16 protein-coding genes and 1 riboswitch are annotated in these 15,475 nt (G+C 42.6%); of the genes, 7 read left to right on the top strand and 9 right to left on the bottom strand.

The features are described from left to right. Window positions 1–43 precede the first annotated feature (43 nt). The 4 genes from I6G42_RS04940 to I6G42_RS04925 are packed head-to-tail and all read right to left on the bottom strand — an operon-like array spanning window position 44 to window position 4,663. The gene (locus tag I6G42_RS04940; protein ID WP_038804938.1) at window positions 44–1,786 is read right to left on the bottom strand and encodes an ABC transporter ATP-binding protein; all 1,743 of its coding nucleotides are present in this window, start codon (window positions 1,784–1,786) and stop codon (window positions 44–46) included. Continuing rightward, a complete protein-coding gene (locus I6G42_RS04935) occupies window positions 1,776–3,521 on the bottom strand; it encodes an ABC transporter ATP-binding protein (protein ID WP_038804937.1) in 1,746 nt (581 codons plus the stop codon). The genes I6G42_RS04940 and I6G42_RS04935 overlap by 11 nt, the downstream gene beginning before the upstream one ends. Window positions 3,522–3,575: 54 nt before the next feature. Further along, on the bottom strand, window positions 3,576–4,211 hold the full coding sequence (locus I6G42_RS04930) for a DUF421 domain-containing protein (protein WP_038804936.1): 636 nt from the start codon (window positions 4,209–4,211) through the stop codon (window positions 3,576–3,578). Beyond that, a complete protein-coding gene (locus I6G42_RS04925; RefSeq protein ID WP_000675329.1) occupies window positions 4,208–4,663 on the bottom strand; it encodes a DUF3290 family protein in 456 nt (151 codons plus the stop codon). Before I6G42_RS04925 ends, I6G42_RS04930 begins: the two co-directional genes overlap by 4 nt. A 133-nt stretch (window positions 4,664–4,796) precedes the next feature. On the opposite strand from I6G42_RS04925, the gene I6G42_RS04920 reads away from it, so the two are divergent. The 4 genes from I6G42_RS04920 (at window position 4,797) to I6G42_RS04905 (ending at window position 8,321) form a co-directional block, all read left to right on the top strand. Continuing rightward, window positions 4,797–5,624, top strand: coding sequence for an exodeoxyribonuclease III (locus I6G42_RS04920; protein WP_038804934.1), 828 nt, complete (start codon window positions 4,797–4,799; stop codon window positions 5,622–5,624). 11 nt (window positions 5,625–5,635) lie between these two features. After that, a complete protein-coding gene (locus I6G42_RS04915; RefSeq protein ID WP_038804933.1) occupies window positions 5,636–6,022 on the top strand; it encodes a bleomycin resistance protein in 387 nt (128 codons plus the stop codon). Between the two features lie 230 nt (window positions 6,023–6,252). Continuing rightward, window positions 6,253–6,348, top strand: a riboswitch (purine riboswitch). A gap of 129 nt (window positions 6,349–6,477) precedes the next feature. Continuing rightward, window positions 6,478–7,059 (top strand): xanthine phosphoribosyltransferase, encoded by a 582-nt coding sequence (locus I6G42_RS04910; RefSeq protein ID WP_038804932.1) that lies wholly within the window; start codon window positions 6,478–6,480, stop codon window positions 7,057–7,059. Further along, window positions 7,059–8,321, top strand: a complete 1,263-nt coding sequence (locus I6G42_RS04905) for a nucleobase:cation symporter-2 family protein (protein ID WP_038804931.1) — start codon at window positions 7,059–7,061, stop codon at window positions 8,319–8,321. The genes I6G42_RS04910 and I6G42_RS04905 overlap by 1 nt, the downstream gene beginning before the upstream one ends. Before the next feature lie 322 nt (window positions 8,322–8,643). On the opposite strand, the gene I6G42_RS04900 is transcribed toward I6G42_RS04905, so the two are convergent. Both I6G42_RS04900 and typA read right to left on the bottom strand, forming a co-directional pair. Continuing rightward, the gene (locus I6G42_RS04900) at window positions 8,644–8,898 is read right to left on the bottom strand and encodes a DUF3165 family protein (protein WP_000262658.1); all 255 of its coding nucleotides are present in this window, start codon (window positions 8,896–8,898) and stop codon (window positions 8,644–8,646) included. A gap of 19 nt (window positions 8,899–8,917) precedes the next feature. Further along, window positions 8,918–10,759 carry a translational GTPase TypA gene (gene typA, locus I6G42_RS04895; RefSeq protein ID WP_000164115.1) on the bottom strand — a complete coding sequence of 614 codons (1,842 nt, stop codon included), beginning with the start codon at window positions 10,757–10,759 and terminating at the stop codon, window positions 8,918–8,920. A 160-nt stretch (window positions 10,760–10,919) separates the two neighbouring features. Between typA and I6G42_RS04890 the strand changes: the two genes are divergently transcribed. Then, window positions 10,920–11,645: a 16S rRNA pseudouridine(516) synthase gene (locus I6G42_RS04890; RefSeq protein ID WP_038804928.1), complete on the top strand. Its 726-nt coding sequence runs from the start codon at window positions 10,920–10,922 to the stop codon at window positions 11,643–11,645. A gap of 40 nt (window positions 11,646–11,685) precedes the next feature. Here I6G42_RS04890 and I6G42_RS04885 read toward each other — a convergent pair whose 3' ends face one another. The 3 genes from I6G42_RS04885 to I6G42_RS04875 all read right to left on the bottom strand — a co-directional run bounded on the left by I6G42_RS04885 (window position 11,686) and on the right by I6G42_RS04875 (window position 12,616). After that, window positions 11,686–11,919, bottom strand: a complete 234-nt coding sequence (locus I6G42_RS04885; RefSeq protein ID WP_038804927.1) for a hypothetical protein — start codon at window positions 11,917–11,919, stop codon at window positions 11,686–11,688. Window positions 11,920–12,005: 86 nt separating this feature from the next. After that, complete coding sequence (locus tag I6G42_RS04880) at window positions 12,006–12,386, bottom strand: rhodanese-like domain-containing protein (protein ID WP_038804926.1); 381 nt, start codon at window positions 12,384–12,386, stop codon at window positions 12,006–12,008. After that, on the bottom strand, window positions 12,383–12,616 hold the full coding sequence (locus I6G42_RS04875) for a YqgQ family protein (RefSeq protein WP_044135604.1): 234 nt from the start codon (window positions 12,614–12,616) through the stop codon (window positions 12,383–12,385). Before I6G42_RS04875 ends, I6G42_RS04880 begins: the two co-directional genes overlap by 4 nt. A gap of 102 nt (window positions 12,617–12,718) precedes the next feature. Here I6G42_RS04875 and I6G42_RS04870 point away from each other — a divergent pair, with 102 nt between their 5' ends. Together I6G42_RS04870 and I6G42_RS04865 are read left to right on the top strand one after the other, a co-directional pair. Then, window positions 12,719–13,627, top strand: coding sequence for a LysR family transcriptional regulator (locus tag I6G42_RS04870; protein ID WP_001222578.1), 909 nt, complete (start codon window positions 12,719–12,721; stop codon window positions 13,625–13,627). Between the two features lie 45 nt (window positions 13,628–13,672). After that, window positions 13,673–15,472: an N-acetylmuramoyl-L-alanine amidase gene (locus I6G42_RS04865; protein ID WP_038804925.1), complete on the top strand. Its 1,800-nt coding sequence runs from the start codon at window positions 13,673–13,675 to the stop codon at window positions 15,470–15,472. Window positions 15,473–15,475 lie beyond the last annotated feature (3 nt).

Genomic DNA, 15,475 nt, shown 5'->3' with positions numbered 1-15,475 from the left:
GGAAAAGGCGGTGCAAGAAAGCTGTAATTTGGAGGAATTCTTATTAGGACATGGCTCCAGCCTGCAAACGATACATCTTGTGATAGGTTCCTCCCAAGGCCAAGAGTTCCTCATGGGTTCCACTCTCGATGATGCGCCCCTTATCCAAGACATAAATGCAGTTGGCGTCTTGGATGGTAGAAAGGCGGTGGGCGATAGCAATGGTCGTCCGCCCCTGCCTCATCTTGGCTAGGGAAGCTTGAACCAAGCTTTCTGTTTCAGAGTCAATATTGGCTGTTGCTTCATCCAAAATCAGGATTTTAGGCTGACTGGCGACTGTTCTGGCAAAGGCAAGAAGCTGACGCTGGCCAGTAGAGAAGCTCGAACCACGCTCAGAAACAGGGGCATCATAACCCTGCGGAAGGTCCTGAATAAAGGAATCTGCATCGACAAAGGCAGCCGCAGCCTGGACCTCTTCATCACTAAGATCTTGGTACATGGCGATATTGGACTTGATAGTCCCATGATAGAGGAAGGGATCCTGCAAGACCAGACCGATGTTCTTTCTCAGCTCTTCCTGACTGTAGTCCCTAATATCCACACCATCCAAGAGAACTCGGCCTGACTGAAATTCATAAAAACGCATGAGGACATTGATAATAGATGATTTCCCCGAACCTGTATGACCTACAAAGGCAATGGTTTCCCCCTTGTTAACTGAAAAAGAAATGTCATCCAGAATCGGGTGTTTGCCATCATATGAGAAACACACATGTTCAAAACGAATATTGCCTTCTGTAATCTTTGCTTGGCTATCCTTTTGAAGGGGTTCATAGGTCCTCTCATCAATCAAGGCAAAAACACGGCCTGCAGAAACCATAGAAGTTTGAAGGGTTGAAAAGTTTTGCGTCACCTCAATCAAGGGGTCAAAGAGACGATTGATGTACTGGATAAAGGCATACATAGTTCCTGCTGTTATTCCCAGATAAAGCCCACGGTAGCCAAAATAGGCCATCAAAACTGCGTAGCCTAGGAGTTTCAACAAACTCATGGCAGGTCTCAAAAAGAGGGCATCCAAGGCTACAGAACGGTTGGCATAGACCAAATGTTCTTGGTTGATTTCATCAAATTCTGCCTGCAGGCGCTTCTCTTGATTAAAGGCCTGGATAATCCTGATTCCCTCGATATTCTCTGCCAGCTTACTATTGATATCTGACAAGAGACTTCTGGTTTTTTCGATGATTTTCACTGACTTTTTCCGGTAGAGATTGACCAACAGGAAAATCAAGGGTAGAAAGAGCAGGACTAAAGCTGTCAAACGAAAATCCAGCACCAACATGGTATAAAGGGTTGTTAGAAAAATGAAAACTGCTGAGATAAAGCTGGATAAAATCCCTGAAAACATATCACTGATGGTCTCGGTATCATTGGTCAAACGAGAAACGATGGAGCCTGCTGGCGTCTTGTCAAAATAAGACATGCCCAGTTTCTCCATATTGGCAAAGGCATCGCGACGAATATCTCTAACAATACTGTAGGATACCCGCGCAAAGAGAAGATTCCCGACATACTGAACTAGAGTTTGTAGGAGATAAAGGCCATAGTAGGCCAGCAAAACGGTCACGGCCAGTTGATTAAGATTACTGAGGTACTGGTCGATAAAGTGGGAAGCTACAAGGGGAATGACACTTTTAATGACCGTCGTCGCAAGGAGAAAACTGAGTGCCAAAAAAGTCAGGAGTCCATAGGGCTTGAGATAGGACATCAAGCGCTTCAATACAGCCCATTGTTCTTGTTTATTCTGCATCTTCTTCTCCCTTCATTTCCAGTTGCTGAGACTGGTAGGTTTGGGCATACCAGCCATCCAAGGCTAGCAAGTCATCGTGCCTACCTCGTTCGATAATCTGTCCATTTTGCAGGACTAAAATCAAATCTGCATGGACAACTGCACTCAGGCGATGAGCCGTAATAATGGTTGTCTTGTCCTTTCGCGTCTCCTTGAGGTTGTCAATAATCGCATACTCCGTCTTGGCATCCACGGCCGACAAAGAATCATCCAAAATCAAGATATCAGGGTCTAAAATCATAGCCCGACTCATGGCCAGACGCTGCTTTTGACCACCAGAAAGACTGACTCCCTTTTCACCAATCAGTGTATCAAATCCTTGAGGCATGTCTACAATGTCTTGATAAACTTGAGCTAGCTTAGTCGCTTTCTCGACCGCTGAAAGGGGCAAGTTAGGTTTGCCAAAGCGGATATTGTCTAAAATCGAAGTCGCAAAGAGGAACTGGTCCTGAGGAACATAGCCCATGAGACTGCGAAGGTCTGTCAGACGATAGTCACGAATATTATGACCGTTTAGGTAAATTGCACCCTTGTCCACATCGTATTCACGCAAGAGCAGTTTGATTAGAGATGTTTTCCCAGAGCCTGTTTGCCCAACCAAGCCCAGCGTTTGACCTTTTTCCAAACTAAAGTGAACATTTGTCAGTGTTTCCTCATTTTCAAAGGCAAAGCTATCAATGGCATACTGCAAGCGCCCATTTTCGATACTGTCTAGAGGAAACTCAGGGGCTTGTACGGGTGATTCCTGAGACAAAAGATCTTCAATCCGCTGGTAGGAAACCTTCCCTCGCTGGGTAATATTAAAGAGGAAGCCGATGGCCATAAGAGGCCAAACCAGCATATCCAAGTAGCTGATAAAGGTAACTAGATTCCCAACCGTGATTTGCCCTTTCTGAACCATCAAGGAGCCTACCAAAAGCGTTAAAACATAAGAGGAACCAACAAATAAGAGAACCATAGGGTCAAAGAGACTATCGTATTTCATGGTTTGGAGGTTCTTTTGGAAGGTCAATTCATTGACTGCCTGAAAGGACTTCAACTCGTCCGCCTGATAACCGAAAGACTTGGTCACTTTAATACCTGATACAGACTCCTGCACCTTGTTATTGAGTTCAGAAAAGGCAACCTGCGATTCTCCGAAAGCCTTATGAGTCTTTCTCCCTAAACGACTGGTCGCATAAGCCATGAAAGGCAGGGGTAAAATGGCAACCAGAGTCATTTGCCAAGAAATGCTAAAGAGCATGGTCAGCAAGGTCACTAAAGCCGTGATAGAGGCATCCACGGCAGACATAACACCGCCTCCTGCCAGACGAGTCAAGGCATTGATATCGTTGGTTGCATGCGCCATCAGGTCCCCCGTCCGATAGGTCTGATAAAAGGCTGGAGACATTTTTGTAAAATGCTCAAACAAGCGAGATCGCATAATCTGCCCCAAACGGTAGGAAGTTCCAAGGATATACATACGCCAAACATAGCGCAGATAGTACATCCCAAAGGCCGCAAGAAGCAAGTAAAATAGGTCAAAAAGGAGGTCCTGCTGGGTTAATTTCCCCGATGTGATGGCATCGATGACCCGCCCCATAACCATAGGGGGAATAAGATTGAGGACGGAAACCAAGATCAGGGCCACAATCCCGACTAAATAACGGTGTTTTTCTAACTTGAAAAACCACCAAAGTTTTTGAATAATGGACATAAAATCCCTTTCTGATTGCAAATTGAAACCTGAGGCCAAGACCCCAGGTTTTTCTTATTCATAGGTTACGACTGAGACGACACCCTTGTCATACTCAGCGATAAAGATATTGGCTACATTGTCATGTCCTTGTTTGCTGAGATTATCAAGCAACCACTCTTCGCTACGACCAATCGACTCCAAGACATCGACTTGGATCACACCGTCAGTCACAACTGGATACTTAGGATTTTCATCTCCTATTTGGACCACGATGAGTTGGCCATTTTGCTCCTGCACAGCGCATTTGACCTGTTTCATCTGGAAAATCCCTTGGCTACGAAGTTTGAGAGCAACTTCTGCTGCAGACAAACCAACTGAACGACAGGCTTCTGGGTCAATCTGCCCATTTTTGATAAGGAGAGTTGGTTTTCCATCAATCAAGCGTTTGACAAAACGAACATTGTTATTGAGCCACTTGAGGGTCAAGACCAAAATCGTCCACATCATCAAAATCACTGCGTACTGCAGAATACTGATTGAACTATTGTAAATCACCCCACCGATGATACCACCAAGAACATAGTTCTGAATTTGGTCTATAGCAGAGTTAGGTGCTAGATTCCCCTTTCCTGTCACATTAATAACAAAAACAAGAGAGAAAAGACCCAGGGCCAGTTTGATTAAAATTTCCATATAATTGAGTGTCATTTGTTTACCTCCACCAATTCAATAGCGTCTGTTTGATGCAATTCTAATTTCTCTAAAAGATACTTGTCTGGTTGGCTCCCGTTCATGGCACGATAGAAATTTGAACCTACCTTGATAAGTGCTCCATCAGTGGCTGCAGAAGTATTGACATAAACTTCTGATTTATCCACCCCCAAGTCTTTGGAAACAACCTCTATGAAATGAAGGGAAGTTTGAAATTGGTTGTTAGAGGCTTGATTGGTCTGGTATTTTGAGATTGTCACCAAAAGCATGGCCACCAAGGTCAAGGCCAAAATCATGACCAATTCCCGAAACTTAGTCCCCTTTTTATCTCGATAGGCTTTAAAAGCAAAAAATCCTGTGATAGCTAGGAGAACAATTCCAAAGCCAATCATGATGCCATTTTGCTGACTGATTTGGCTAAGTACATAGTCATATGAGTAAAATTTCATTTATTTTCACTCCCTTTCATAAAATCATTCTTAATTATAAACGAAAGAGAGTGATTTTTCAAGCCATACGTTGGGGAAATAGACCTTTTTTTGGTATAATAAAATCTATAATCTGAATGAAAAAGGTAACTTTATGAAACTTATCTCATGGAATATTGATTCCCTAAACGCTGCCCTAACTAGTGACTCAGCTCGTGCCAAATTGTCCCAAGAAGTCCTACAAACCTTGGTCGCTGAAAATGCTGATATCATCGCTATCCAGGAAACCAAGCTTTCTGCCAAGGGTCCTACAAAGAAACACTTGGAAATTTTAGAGGAACTCTTCCCAGGTTACGAAAACACGTGGCGCTCTTCCCAAGAACCTGCCCGTAAAGGCTATGCTGGAACCATGTTCCTCTATAAGAAAGAACTTACGCCTACTATCAGCTTCCCAGAAATCGGTGCCCCTTCTACCATGGACTTGGAAGGCCGTATCATCACTCTAGAATTTGATGAATTTTTCGTAACCCAAGTTTACACTCCAAACGCTGGCGACGGTCTCAAACGCTTGGAAGAACGTCAAGTCTGGGATGTCAAATATGCGGAGTATTTGGCTGAACTAGACAAAGAAAAACCAGTCCTTGCGACCGGTGACTACAACGTAGCCCACAATGAAATCGACCTTGCAAATCCTGCTAGCAACCGCCGTTCACCTGGATTTACCGACGAGGAACGTGCTGGATTTACCAACCTCTTGGCAACTGGATTTACGGATACCTTCCGCCACATTCACGGCGATGTTCCAGAACGCTACACTTGGTGGGCACAACGCAGCAAGACTTCTAAAATCAACAATACAGGCTGGAGAATCGACTACTGGCTGACAAGCAACCGCGTGGCTGACAAGGTGACCAAGTCTGATATGATTGACTCAGGTGCGCGCCAAGACCACACACCCATTGTCATGGAGATTGAGCTCTAAGGAGAAAGCTAATGGACTATCAAGCTATCATTCCTGAATTTGTAGTATCTGACATCGAAAAATCACGCCACTTCTACTGCGACTTGTTGGGATTCTCTGTCGAATACGAGCGCCCCGAGGAGAAATTTCTCTTTCTCTCTCTTGAAGACTGCCAGCTCATGTTAGAAGAAGGCAGCGCAGAAGAATTAGCCCAACTGACCTATCCTTTCGGGCGCGGTGTCAATATTTCCTTTGGCATTGCAGATGTTCCTCAGCTCCACCAAAAAATGCTGGAAGCTGACTATCCTATCCATCGTCCCCTGACAAAAAGAGAATTTCGAGTAGGAAATAGCTTTATATATCCTCATGAATTTGCAGTTTTGGATCCAGATGGCTATTTTTTAAGATTTAGCGAGTAGAATAATAAAGATTGGGAAAAGTCTTTAAAGTTAGAAAAAGGCATATTGTCAGGTGTTTAAAAACCTAATAATGTGCCCTTTTATGATGGAAAAACCTTCTAAATGTTAGCCAATGATGGATTTTTGTCCATTTTCTTACATTTGTTCGTTTTTTATATCTAAATACTGACAAAATATTTGATTTTTAAAGTTATTTAGTGTAAAATAAAAACATTGGCTCAAGCCTATTTGAAATTGAATATCATTTTACTTGTTTATGTCGTGAATTGGCACGACGTTTCTACAAGGTGCCGGAACACCTAACAATAAGTAAGTTATCTTGGAGGTATGGTCGTTTTTGCCATACCTATTTTGGGGACTTACTTAGAGATTAAGTAGGTCCTTTTTCTATCAGTTTTACTGGATAGAAATCTGGAACAAGCAAATGGATTGGCTTTTAGACTTTAGGAGGTCTTATGAAATTACTAGAAGAGCGCATCCTTAAGGATGGGCATATCTTGGGTGATAACATCCTCAAGGTGGATTCCTTTTTAACTCACCAAGTTGACTTTAGCTTGATGCGAGAGATTGGTAAGGTTTTTGCGGAAAAATTCGCTACTGCTGGCATTACCAAGGTCGTAACCATTGAAGCTTCAGGCATTGCCCCAGCCATTTTTACAGCTGAAGCCTTAAACGTTCCCATGATTTTTGCTAAAAAAGCTAAAAACATCACTATGAACGAAGGTATCTTAACTGCCGAAGTTTACTCCTTTACCAAGCAGGTAACCAGCACCGTTTCTATCGCTGGAAAATTCCTCTCACCCGAGGACAAGGTCTTGATTATTGACGATTTCCTTGCTAATGGCCAAGCAGCTAAAGGCTTGATTCAAATCATCGAACAGGCAGGTGCCACAGTCGAAGCTATCGGTATCGTGATTGAAAAATCCTTCCAAGATGGTCGTGATTTGCTTGAAAAAGCAGGCTATCCTGTCCTATCACTTGCTCGTTTAGATCGTTTTGAAAATGGTCAGGTCGTATTTAAGGAGGCAGATCTCTAATGCAAACTCAAGAAAAACACTCGCAAGCAGCCGTTCTTGGCTTGCAGCACTTACTAGCCATGTACTCAGGATCTATCCTAGTTCCCATCATGATTGCGACAGCCCTTGGCTATTCGGCTGAGCAGTTAACCTACCTGATTTCCACAGATATCTTCATGTGTGGGGTGGCAACCTTCCTCCAACTCCAACTCAACAAATACTTTGGAATTGGACTACCAGTCGTGCTCGGAGTTGCATTCCAGTCGGTCGCTCCCTTGATTATGATTGGGCAAAGCCATGGTAGTGGTGCTATGTTTGGTGCCCTTATCGCATCAGGGATTTACGTGGTTCTTGTTTCAGGCATCTTCTCAAAAGTGGCCAATCTCTTCCCATCTATCGTAACAGGATCTGTTATTACCACGATTGGTTTAACCTTGATTCCTGTCGCTATTGGAAATATGGGAAATAACGTTCCAGAGCCAACTGGTCAAAGTCTCTTGCTTGCAGCTATCACTGTTTTGATTATCCTCTTGATTAATATCTTTACCAAAGGATTTATCAAATCTATCTCTATTTTGATTGGTTTGGTTGTTGGAACTGCCATTGCTGCTAGCATGGGTTTGGTGGACTTCTCTCCTGTTGCAGCAGCACCTCTTGTCCATGTCCCAACTCCACTCTACTTTGGGATGCCAACCTTTGAAATCTCATCTATTGTCATGATGTGTATCATCGCAACGGTGTCTATGGTTGAGTCTACTGGTGTTTACCTAGCCTTGTCTGATATCACAAAAGACCCAATCGACAGCACGCGCCTGCGCAACGGTTACCGCGCAGAAGGTTTGGCCGTACTTCTCGGAGGAATCTTTAACACCTTCCCTTACACAGGATTTTCACAAAACGTTGGTTTGGTTAAATTATCAGGTATCAAGACTCGCCTGCCAATCTACTACGCAGCTGGTTTCCTCGTTCTCCTTGGACTCCTTCCTAAGTTTGGTGCCCTTGCCCAAATCATTCCGAGCCCTGTCCTCGGTGGTGCTATGCTGGTGATGTTTGGTTTTGTATCTATTCAAGGGATGCAAATCCTCGCCCGTGTTGACTTTGCTAACAATGAACACAACTTCCTTATCGCAGCAGTTTCAATCGCTGCAGGTGTCGGACTCAACAACAGTAATCTCTTTGTCAGCATGCCGACAGCCTTCCAAATGTTCTTCTCAAACGGAATCGTCGTAGCCAGCCTACTTGCCATTGTCCTCAATGCCATCCTAAACAGGAAGAAGAAATAAGAAAAAGAGGTGTGAGCCTCCAGATTGAAGAAAAGTTCATTTTGGACGATTTCTTCAATCTTTTTCTTTCGGTCCAAAATGAGACTACCCTTAAAAAAGTTGGAATAATAGCCCTTCTGAGAAAATATACGTTAAATCAGAAATTAAATTATTTCCAAAATAATTGTAAGAGTATCCACTTTCTAATAGGTCGCTCAAAAAGTTTTAAAAATCATAAAAACGCATAATATCAGGCATTCAAAAACCTTAATATTATGCGTTTTATCAGGGAAAAATTTGCTAGATTTTCTCCTCAAATTGGGTCATTATCCAGCCTCTTCTATTATCTTCTTTTACCCTTTTTTACAGGCATGAGCGTAATATCTCTCAAGCTAAAGTAGGCTAGAGCCAGCATGGCGATTGTGACAAAGAATTCTGTCGGTAACTGGAAGATTTGCAAGATGGACAACATCAGCAAAATCAAGAGTGCAACAACTAAAAAGACCAAGATAACGATGTTGACTGTTCCTTTGATACTTTGGGGTGTCGCAAATACATAGAGTAGTAATAAGAGTATCCCTATGATTAAATAGACCATCTTTATCTCTTTCTAGCTCTTACTCAGCTGATTTTTTCTTTTTGTTGGCTTTCTCACGCTCTGCCTTGTTGAGGATTTGCTTACGCAAACGGATAGACTCCGGCGTTACTTCCATGTACTCATCGTCGTTCAAGAACTCAAGTGACTCTTCAAGGGTCAAGATACGAGGTGTCTTGATAACTGCTGTTTGGTCCTTGGTAGCTGAACGAACGTTGGTCATTTGTTTGGCCTTAGTGATGTTAACTGTCAAGTCATTCTCACGAGAGTTTTCACCGATGATCATTCCTTCATAAACTTCAGTACCTGGGTTGACAAAGATCGTACCACGCTCTTCGATAGACATGATTGAGTATGTTGTAGCCTTACCAGCATCGATGGAAACAAGGGCTCCACGGTGACGACCACCGATTTCACCTGGAATCAATGGCAAGTATTGGTCGAAGGTATGGTTCATGATACCGTAACCACGAGTCATTGACAAGAACTCAGTTGAATATCCGATCAAACCACGCGCAGGAACAAGGAAGACCAAACGAGTTTGACCATTACCAGTTGAAATCATATCCAACATTTCACCCTTACGTTCGGAAAGACTTTGGATAACCGATCCTTGGTATTCTTCTGGAGTATCGATTTGAACACGTTCAAATGGCTCACATTTAACACCGTCAATCTCTTTTACGATAACTTCTGGACGAGATACTTGAAGCTCATAGCCTTCACGACGCATGGTTTCGATCAGGATTGACAAATGCAATTCTCCACGTCCTGAAACAGTCCATTTATCTGGAGAGTCCGTTGGGTCAACACGAAGGGAAACGTCTGTTTGCAATTCTGCCTGCAAGCGTTCTTCTACCTTACGAGAAGTCACCCACTTACCTTCTTTACCAGCAAATGGTGAGTTGTTGACTAAGAAAGTCATTTGAAGAGTTGGCTCATCGATGTGTAGGATTGGAAGTGGTTCAATAGCATCCGTCGGCGTAATAGTTTCACCGACAAAGATATCTTCCATACCAGATACGGCAATCAAGTCACCTGCTTTGGCTTCTTGGATCTCACGACGTTCCAAACCAAAGAAACCGAAGAGTTTTGTAACACGAAAGTTCTTCGTTGTGCCGTCTAGTTTAGAAAGGGTAACTTGGTCCCCAACTTTCACACTACCACGGAAGACACGACCGATACCGATACGACCTACGAAGTCATTGTAGTCCAAGAGTGATACCTGGAACTGCAAAGGCTCATCTGAGTTATCGACTGGAGCTGGAATATGGTCGATGATGGTATCAAAGATTGGTGCCATTGTTTTTTCTTGATCAGCTGGATCATCTGACAATGAAGATGTTCCGTTGATAGCTGAAGCATAAACAACTGGGAAATCAAGCTGGTCATCATCTGCACCAAGCTCGATGAAAAGTTCCAAGACTTCATCCACTACTTCTGCTGGACGAGCTGATGGTTTATCGATTTTATTAACAACCACGATTGGAACAAGGTCTTGTTCCAAGGCTTTTTTTAATACGAAACGAGTTTGTGGCATGGTTCCTTCGTAGGCATCTACGACCAAGACAACACCATCAACCATTTTCATGATACGTTCCACTTCTCCACCAAAGTCCGCGTGTCCTGGTGTGTCCATGATGTTGATACGTGTGCCATTGTAAGCTACAGCAGTATTCTTGGCAAGGATGGTAATTCCACGCTCTTTTTCGATATCGTTTGAGTCCATAGCACGCTCTGCCAATTCAGTACGTGCATCAAGAGTTTCAGATTGTTTCAATAATTCGTCAACGAGGGTTGTTTTCCCGTGGTCAACGTGGGCGATAATCGCAATGTTACGGATATCTTCTCTTAATTTTGTCATGATTTCCTCTATAATATTTAAAATTTATTTTCTAACTGAGCAATTATACCACATTTTCAGTCAAATGACATAACTCAAGCAAGTGTAAATGTTTTCACTTTACTTTTCTGGCCATGTCATCCCTTTTCAAAGTCAGAGACTTATGATAAGATAGGTTGGTATGCGTTTAGATAGATTATTAGCCCAAGAAAAGATCAGTCGCAAAGCTATGAAACAGGCTCTATTAAAAAAAGAAATCCTAGTGGACGATTTTCCAGCTCGCTCCCTCGCTCAAAATGTCGATACTGGATTACAGAAATTAGTCTTTCAAGGGAGGCAAATCCAAGGCTACGAGCACAACTACCTCATGCTTCATAAATCAAACGGAGTCGTTACAGCTAGCAAGGATAAGAAACTTCCAACCGTCATGGACCTAGTCCCCAAAAATATCCAGTCAGACCAACTCTACGCGATAGGTAGGCTAGACCGCGATACGACAGGACTGCTCCTTTTGACAGACAATGGACCTCTTGGATTTCAACTCCTTCATCCCCAGTACCATGTCGATAAATCCTATCAAGTGGTGGTAAACGGACCGCTCACGTCAGACCATATCCAAAAATTCAAAGAGGGGATTGTCTTTCTAGACGGGACCACTTGTAAACCTGCTCAGCTTGAAATTCTGTCCGCAAGTCCAACAGAGAGCCAGGCCTCCATCACCATCTCTGAGGGCAAGTTTCATCAAGTCAAGAAGATGTTTCTATCAGTTGGTGTCAAGATAACTGCCCTAAAACGCGTCCAATTCGGTGATTTTACATTAGACCCAGAGCTAGCAGAAGGGCAATACCGTCCCTTGAATCCAGAGGAATTGGAAATCATAAAAAACTACTTAGAGATGAGTCGATAAAATAAAAAAGCTTTAAATTTAAAGCTTTTTTGTTTATTGCTTATCTAAAAACTAATGCGATGGCTAATATCCAGTTAAGTACAGAAACCACAAGTCCTACGATGTTGAGAATTTTTTCTGTTTTATAGTCTAGTCCAGATTCTTTTTGGTATGAAAAAGCCAAGACCAATCCTATGATCCCCAAAATCAGACCTACTATTGGAAATAGCAAACCAAGGACGATAGATAAGATACCTAAAACAAGTGAAGGTTTTTTCTTTTGTTGTGAATTCATATTACAAAATCTCCTTAAATTTAATATAAATGATGATACTATAAAATGCAAGCTTTATCTATCATCCGACAGGTTTTAACAGAATGTTAACTCGTCTTGACCTTCCCTGTCCAAGAATCCAATCCATAAGAAAGGATATAAATCTCAGAAAAACCTTGTTTTTTCAGATAAAGTGCTGCATTAGTCACTCGTTGTCCGCGTTGGTTTTCGTAGAGAAGGACAGGTTTATCCTTGCGAAGGGCTGCAAGGCTTGACTTCAACTGATTTGAAGGAATATTGCGCGCTCCGAGGATATGTTTTCTGTGAAACTCTGCTGGTTCACGGACATCAACCAATTGCCCTTTCCGAATCAAGGCTTCAAATTCTGCATTGTCCACAATCTTAGCCGCACGACGAATACGAAGGTAGTTATAACCCATCCAGGCCACCATTGCCAGAACGATTCCCCAAACAACCCAAATTGTCATAAGTTCTTATCTCCATTTTTCTCTATGTAGTCTAATTCTATCTTGTGCTCTCTACGAAGAACAGCTTCCGCTTCTAGGTAATCTAGCTTGTCCATGAGACCTGCATCATAAATCCGAGAGAGTTCGAGCTTCATCAGTTCAATATCATACAAACGCTTCCCCATGTAAACAATAATGCCAAATTGTTTGAGAAATTGCTGCACATCATAGAATGTTTTCATAGCTTCCATTCTAACAGATTTTAGACTTTTTTTCAATACTGGACCGGTTCTTTCCCCCTATTTTCTTCGTCTTCATTGCCCATTCTTCCGCAAGTATGGTACAATAAAAACATGAGAATTCAACAACTACACTATATTATCAAAATCGTCGAAACTGGCTCTATGAATGAGGCAGCCAAGCAACTCTTTATCACCCAACCCAGTCTCTCTAATGCCGTTCGAGACTTGGAAAATGAAATGGGCATTGAAATCTTTATCCGCAATCCCAAGGGAATTACCTTGACGCGTGATGGGATGGAGTTTCTCTCCTACGCTCGTCAAGTTGTCGAGCAAACTCAGCTTCTGGAGGAACGTTATAAAAATCCTATCGCCCACCGCGAACTTTTCAGCGTTTCCTCTCAGCACTATGCCTTTGTAGTCAATGCCTTTGTCTCTCTGCTCAAGAAAAGTGATATGGAGAAATACGAGCTCTTCCTTCGTGAAACTCGGACTTGGGAGATTATCGATGACGTCAAGAACTTCCGTAGCGAGGTCGGTGTCCTCTTTTTAAACAGCTACAATCGTGATGTTTTAACGAAAATGCTGGATGACAATCACCTGCTAGCCCACCACCTCTTTACCGCTCAACCCCATATCTTTGTCAGCAAGACCAACCCTCTAGCTAAAAAAGACAAGGTCAAACTGGCTGATTTGGAAGACTTTCCTTATCTGAGTTATGACCAGGGGACGCACAACTCCTTCTACTTTTCAGAGGAGATTCTTTCACAAGAGCACCACAAGAAATCCATTGTAGTCAGTGACCGCGCCACCCTCTTTAACCTCTTGATTGGTTTGGATGGTTACACCATTGCAACAGGGATTTTGAACAGCAACCTCAACGGAGATAATATCGTTTCCATTCCGCTGGACATTGACGACCCGATTGAACTAGTCTATATCCAGCATGAAAAAACCAGCCTGTCTAAGATGGGCGAACGCTTTATCGAATACTTACTAGAAGAAGTTCAATTTGATAATTAATGGGAAAAATGAAAAAGGGAAAAAGAAAAAGTTAGGAAATAGAAAGTGAAAAAGATACTACTGACCAGTGCTTTAATCCTTTCAATCGTAGGATTAGCACCCACATCCGTCTTAGGAGAAGAAAACACAACTCAATCCACACCTGCTGTCAAGGAAATAATTGCCAAAGAAGAAAAGAAAGAATCAAGTGTTGAGGAAAACTCTAAATCAGAAGTTCTTCCGAAAGTAGATGCGCAAGAAGACAAGACAAAAAAAGAAGGGTGGTACCAAGAAAATCATCACTGGCGTTTTTACCAAGATGATAAGCCTGCTTTGAACTGGAAACAAATCCAAGGCAAATGGTACTACTTCGATCAAGATGGTAATCGTCTTCATTCTACTGTCTACAAAGGCTATGCCTTTGACCAAGATGGTGTCATGATAGAAAATAGCTGGACCAAACTGGACAATCAATGGTATTATGCTGATTCCTCTGGACGACTAGCTCAGAACACCTGGAAAAAAATCAATGGTTCTTGGTACTATTTTGACCAAACTGGAAGCATGCTCAGCAACACCGCCGTTGACGGCTATCTTCTCACAAAAAGCGGAGCTATGGCAGAAAAGGGCTGGACTAAATTAGACCAAATTTGGTATTATGTCGCTCCTTCTGGAAAGATCTCACAGGATAAATGGGAGAAAATCAACGGTTCTTGGTATTACTTTGACAAAGACGGTGGAATGCTGAGTGCGACAACCTTCAAGGGCTACCTCTTTAACCAGAGCGGAGCTATGGCAGAAAACAACTGGGTCAAAATCAAGGATACTTGGTTCTATGCGAACGGGTCAGGGAGATATGTCCAAGAAAACTGGCAAAAAATTCAGGGTTCTTGGTACTCATTTGACCAGAATGGTGGGATGCTAGCAGACAAATGGAAAGAAAGCTACTACCTTAAAACCAGTGGAGCTATGGCGGAGAATGAGTGGATCTTTGATAAAGCCTACAAGAGCTGGTTCTATCTAAAAGCGGATGGTCGTTATGCAAATCAGGAGTGGATTGGAGCATACTACCTCAAGTCAGGTGGTTACATGGCAAAGAGTGAATGGATTTACGATAACGCTGACAAAGCTCGCTACTACCTAGATAATAATGGGCATTATGTTTCAGGAACTTACAAGATAGACGGTAAGGAACACCTGTTCCAAAAATACGGTCAATGGATTTCTGAAGTTTCAACTGAAGGCGGATTTACAAAAGGACTATACAGCAATACCATTTTCCTAGATCCTGGGCATGGTGGTCGAGATTCAGGTGCCTTTTACTACAATGTTGCTGAAAAAGACCTCAACATGCAGATTTACCGTAAGCTTCGTACTAAGTTAGAAGAACTAGGCTACAAGGTCCTCACTTCTCGTGATAGTGATATTGACGTTGACTTTGTTACTGAACGTTCTCGTATGGTTAATAAAACCAACTCTGACATCTTTATCAGTATTCACTTCAACGCTACTGGTAATACCTACTCAAAAGCGAGCGGTATTCAAACCTACTCCTATAGCGATGAACCTGATTATCCAAGTAAGATTAATAAATACTGGCACAATCACCCAGATCGTATGAGTGAAAGCAAACGCCTCGCCGCTGCCATCCACTCCTCTCTTCTAGCAGAAACAGGAGCTAAGGATGCTGGCCTGTTGGAGAGCAGCTATGCCGTACTACGCGAAACAGCCAAACCAGCCGTTCTCCTAGAACTTGGTTATATGGATAATTTCTCCGAAAACCAACAAATCAGAGATAGCCACTACCAAGATAAACTGGTCGCAGGCATCGTAAAGGGGATCCAAAAATATTATGCTGGTCAGTAAAAA

It is taken from the genome of Streptococcus oralis, from assembly GCF_016028255.1.
Classification (GTDB): Bacteria; Bacillota; Bacilli; order Lactobacillales; family Streptococcaceae; genus Streptococcus; species Streptococcus oralis_AC.
The sequence above is the reverse complement of the archived record's forward strand: the minus strand, read 5'-3'. Positions and strand labels throughout refer to the sequence as shown.

Coding starts and splice junctions, on each gene's coding strand:
- I6G42_RS04940 (WP_038804938.1), bottom strand. CDS start 1,786: ATGCAGAATAAACAAGAACAATGGGCTGTATTGAAGCGCTTGATGTCC.
- I6G42_RS04935 (WP_038804937.1), bottom strand. CDS start 3,521: ATGTCCATTATTCAAAAACTTTGGTGGTTTTTCAAGTTAGAAAAACAC.
- I6G42_RS04930 (WP_038804936.1), bottom strand. CDS start 4,211: ATGACACTCAATTATATGGAAATTTTAATCAAACTGGCCCTGGGTCTT.
- I6G42_RS04925 (WP_000675329.1), bottom strand. CDS start 4,663: ATGAAATTTTACTCATATGACTATGTACTTAGCCAAATCAGTCAGCAA.
- I6G42_RS04920 (WP_038804934.1), top strand. CDS start 4,797: ATGAAACTTATCTCATGGAATATTGATTCCCTAAACGCTGCCCTAACT.
- I6G42_RS04915 (WP_038804933.1), top strand. CDS start 5,636: ATGGACTATCAAGCTATCATTCCTGAATTTGTAGTATCTGACATCGAA.
- I6G42_RS04910 (WP_038804932.1), top strand. CDS start 6,478: ATGAAATTACTAGAAGAGCGCATCCTTAAGGATGGGCATATCTTGGGT.
- I6G42_RS04905 (WP_038804931.1), top strand. CDS start 7,059: ATGCAAACTCAAGAAAAACACTCGCAAGCAGCCGTTCTTGGCTTGCAG.
- I6G42_RS04900 (WP_000262658.1), bottom strand. CDS start 8,898: ATGGTCTATTTAATCATAGGGATACTCTTATTACTACTCTATGTATTT.
- typA (WP_000164115.1), bottom strand. CDS start 10,759: ATGACAAAATTAAGAGAAGATATCCGTAACATTGCGATTATCGCCCAC.
- I6G42_RS04890 (WP_038804928.1), top strand. CDS start 10,920: ATGCGTTTAGATAGATTATTAGCCCAAGAAAAGATCAGTCGCAAAGCT.
- I6G42_RS04885 (WP_038804927.1), bottom strand. CDS start 11,919: ATGAATTCACAACAAAAGAAAAAACCTTCACTTGTTTTAGGTATCTTA.
- I6G42_RS04880 (WP_038804926.1), bottom strand. CDS start 12,386: ATGACAATTTGGGTTGTTTGGGGAATCGTTCTGGCAATGGTGGCCTGG.
- I6G42_RS04875 (WP_044135604.1), bottom strand. CDS start 12,616: ATGGAAGCTATGAAAACATTCTATGATGTGCAGCAATTTCTCAAACAA.
- I6G42_RS04870 (WP_001222578.1), top strand. CDS start 12,719: ATGAGAATTCAACAACTACACTATATTATCAAAATCGTCGAAACTGGC.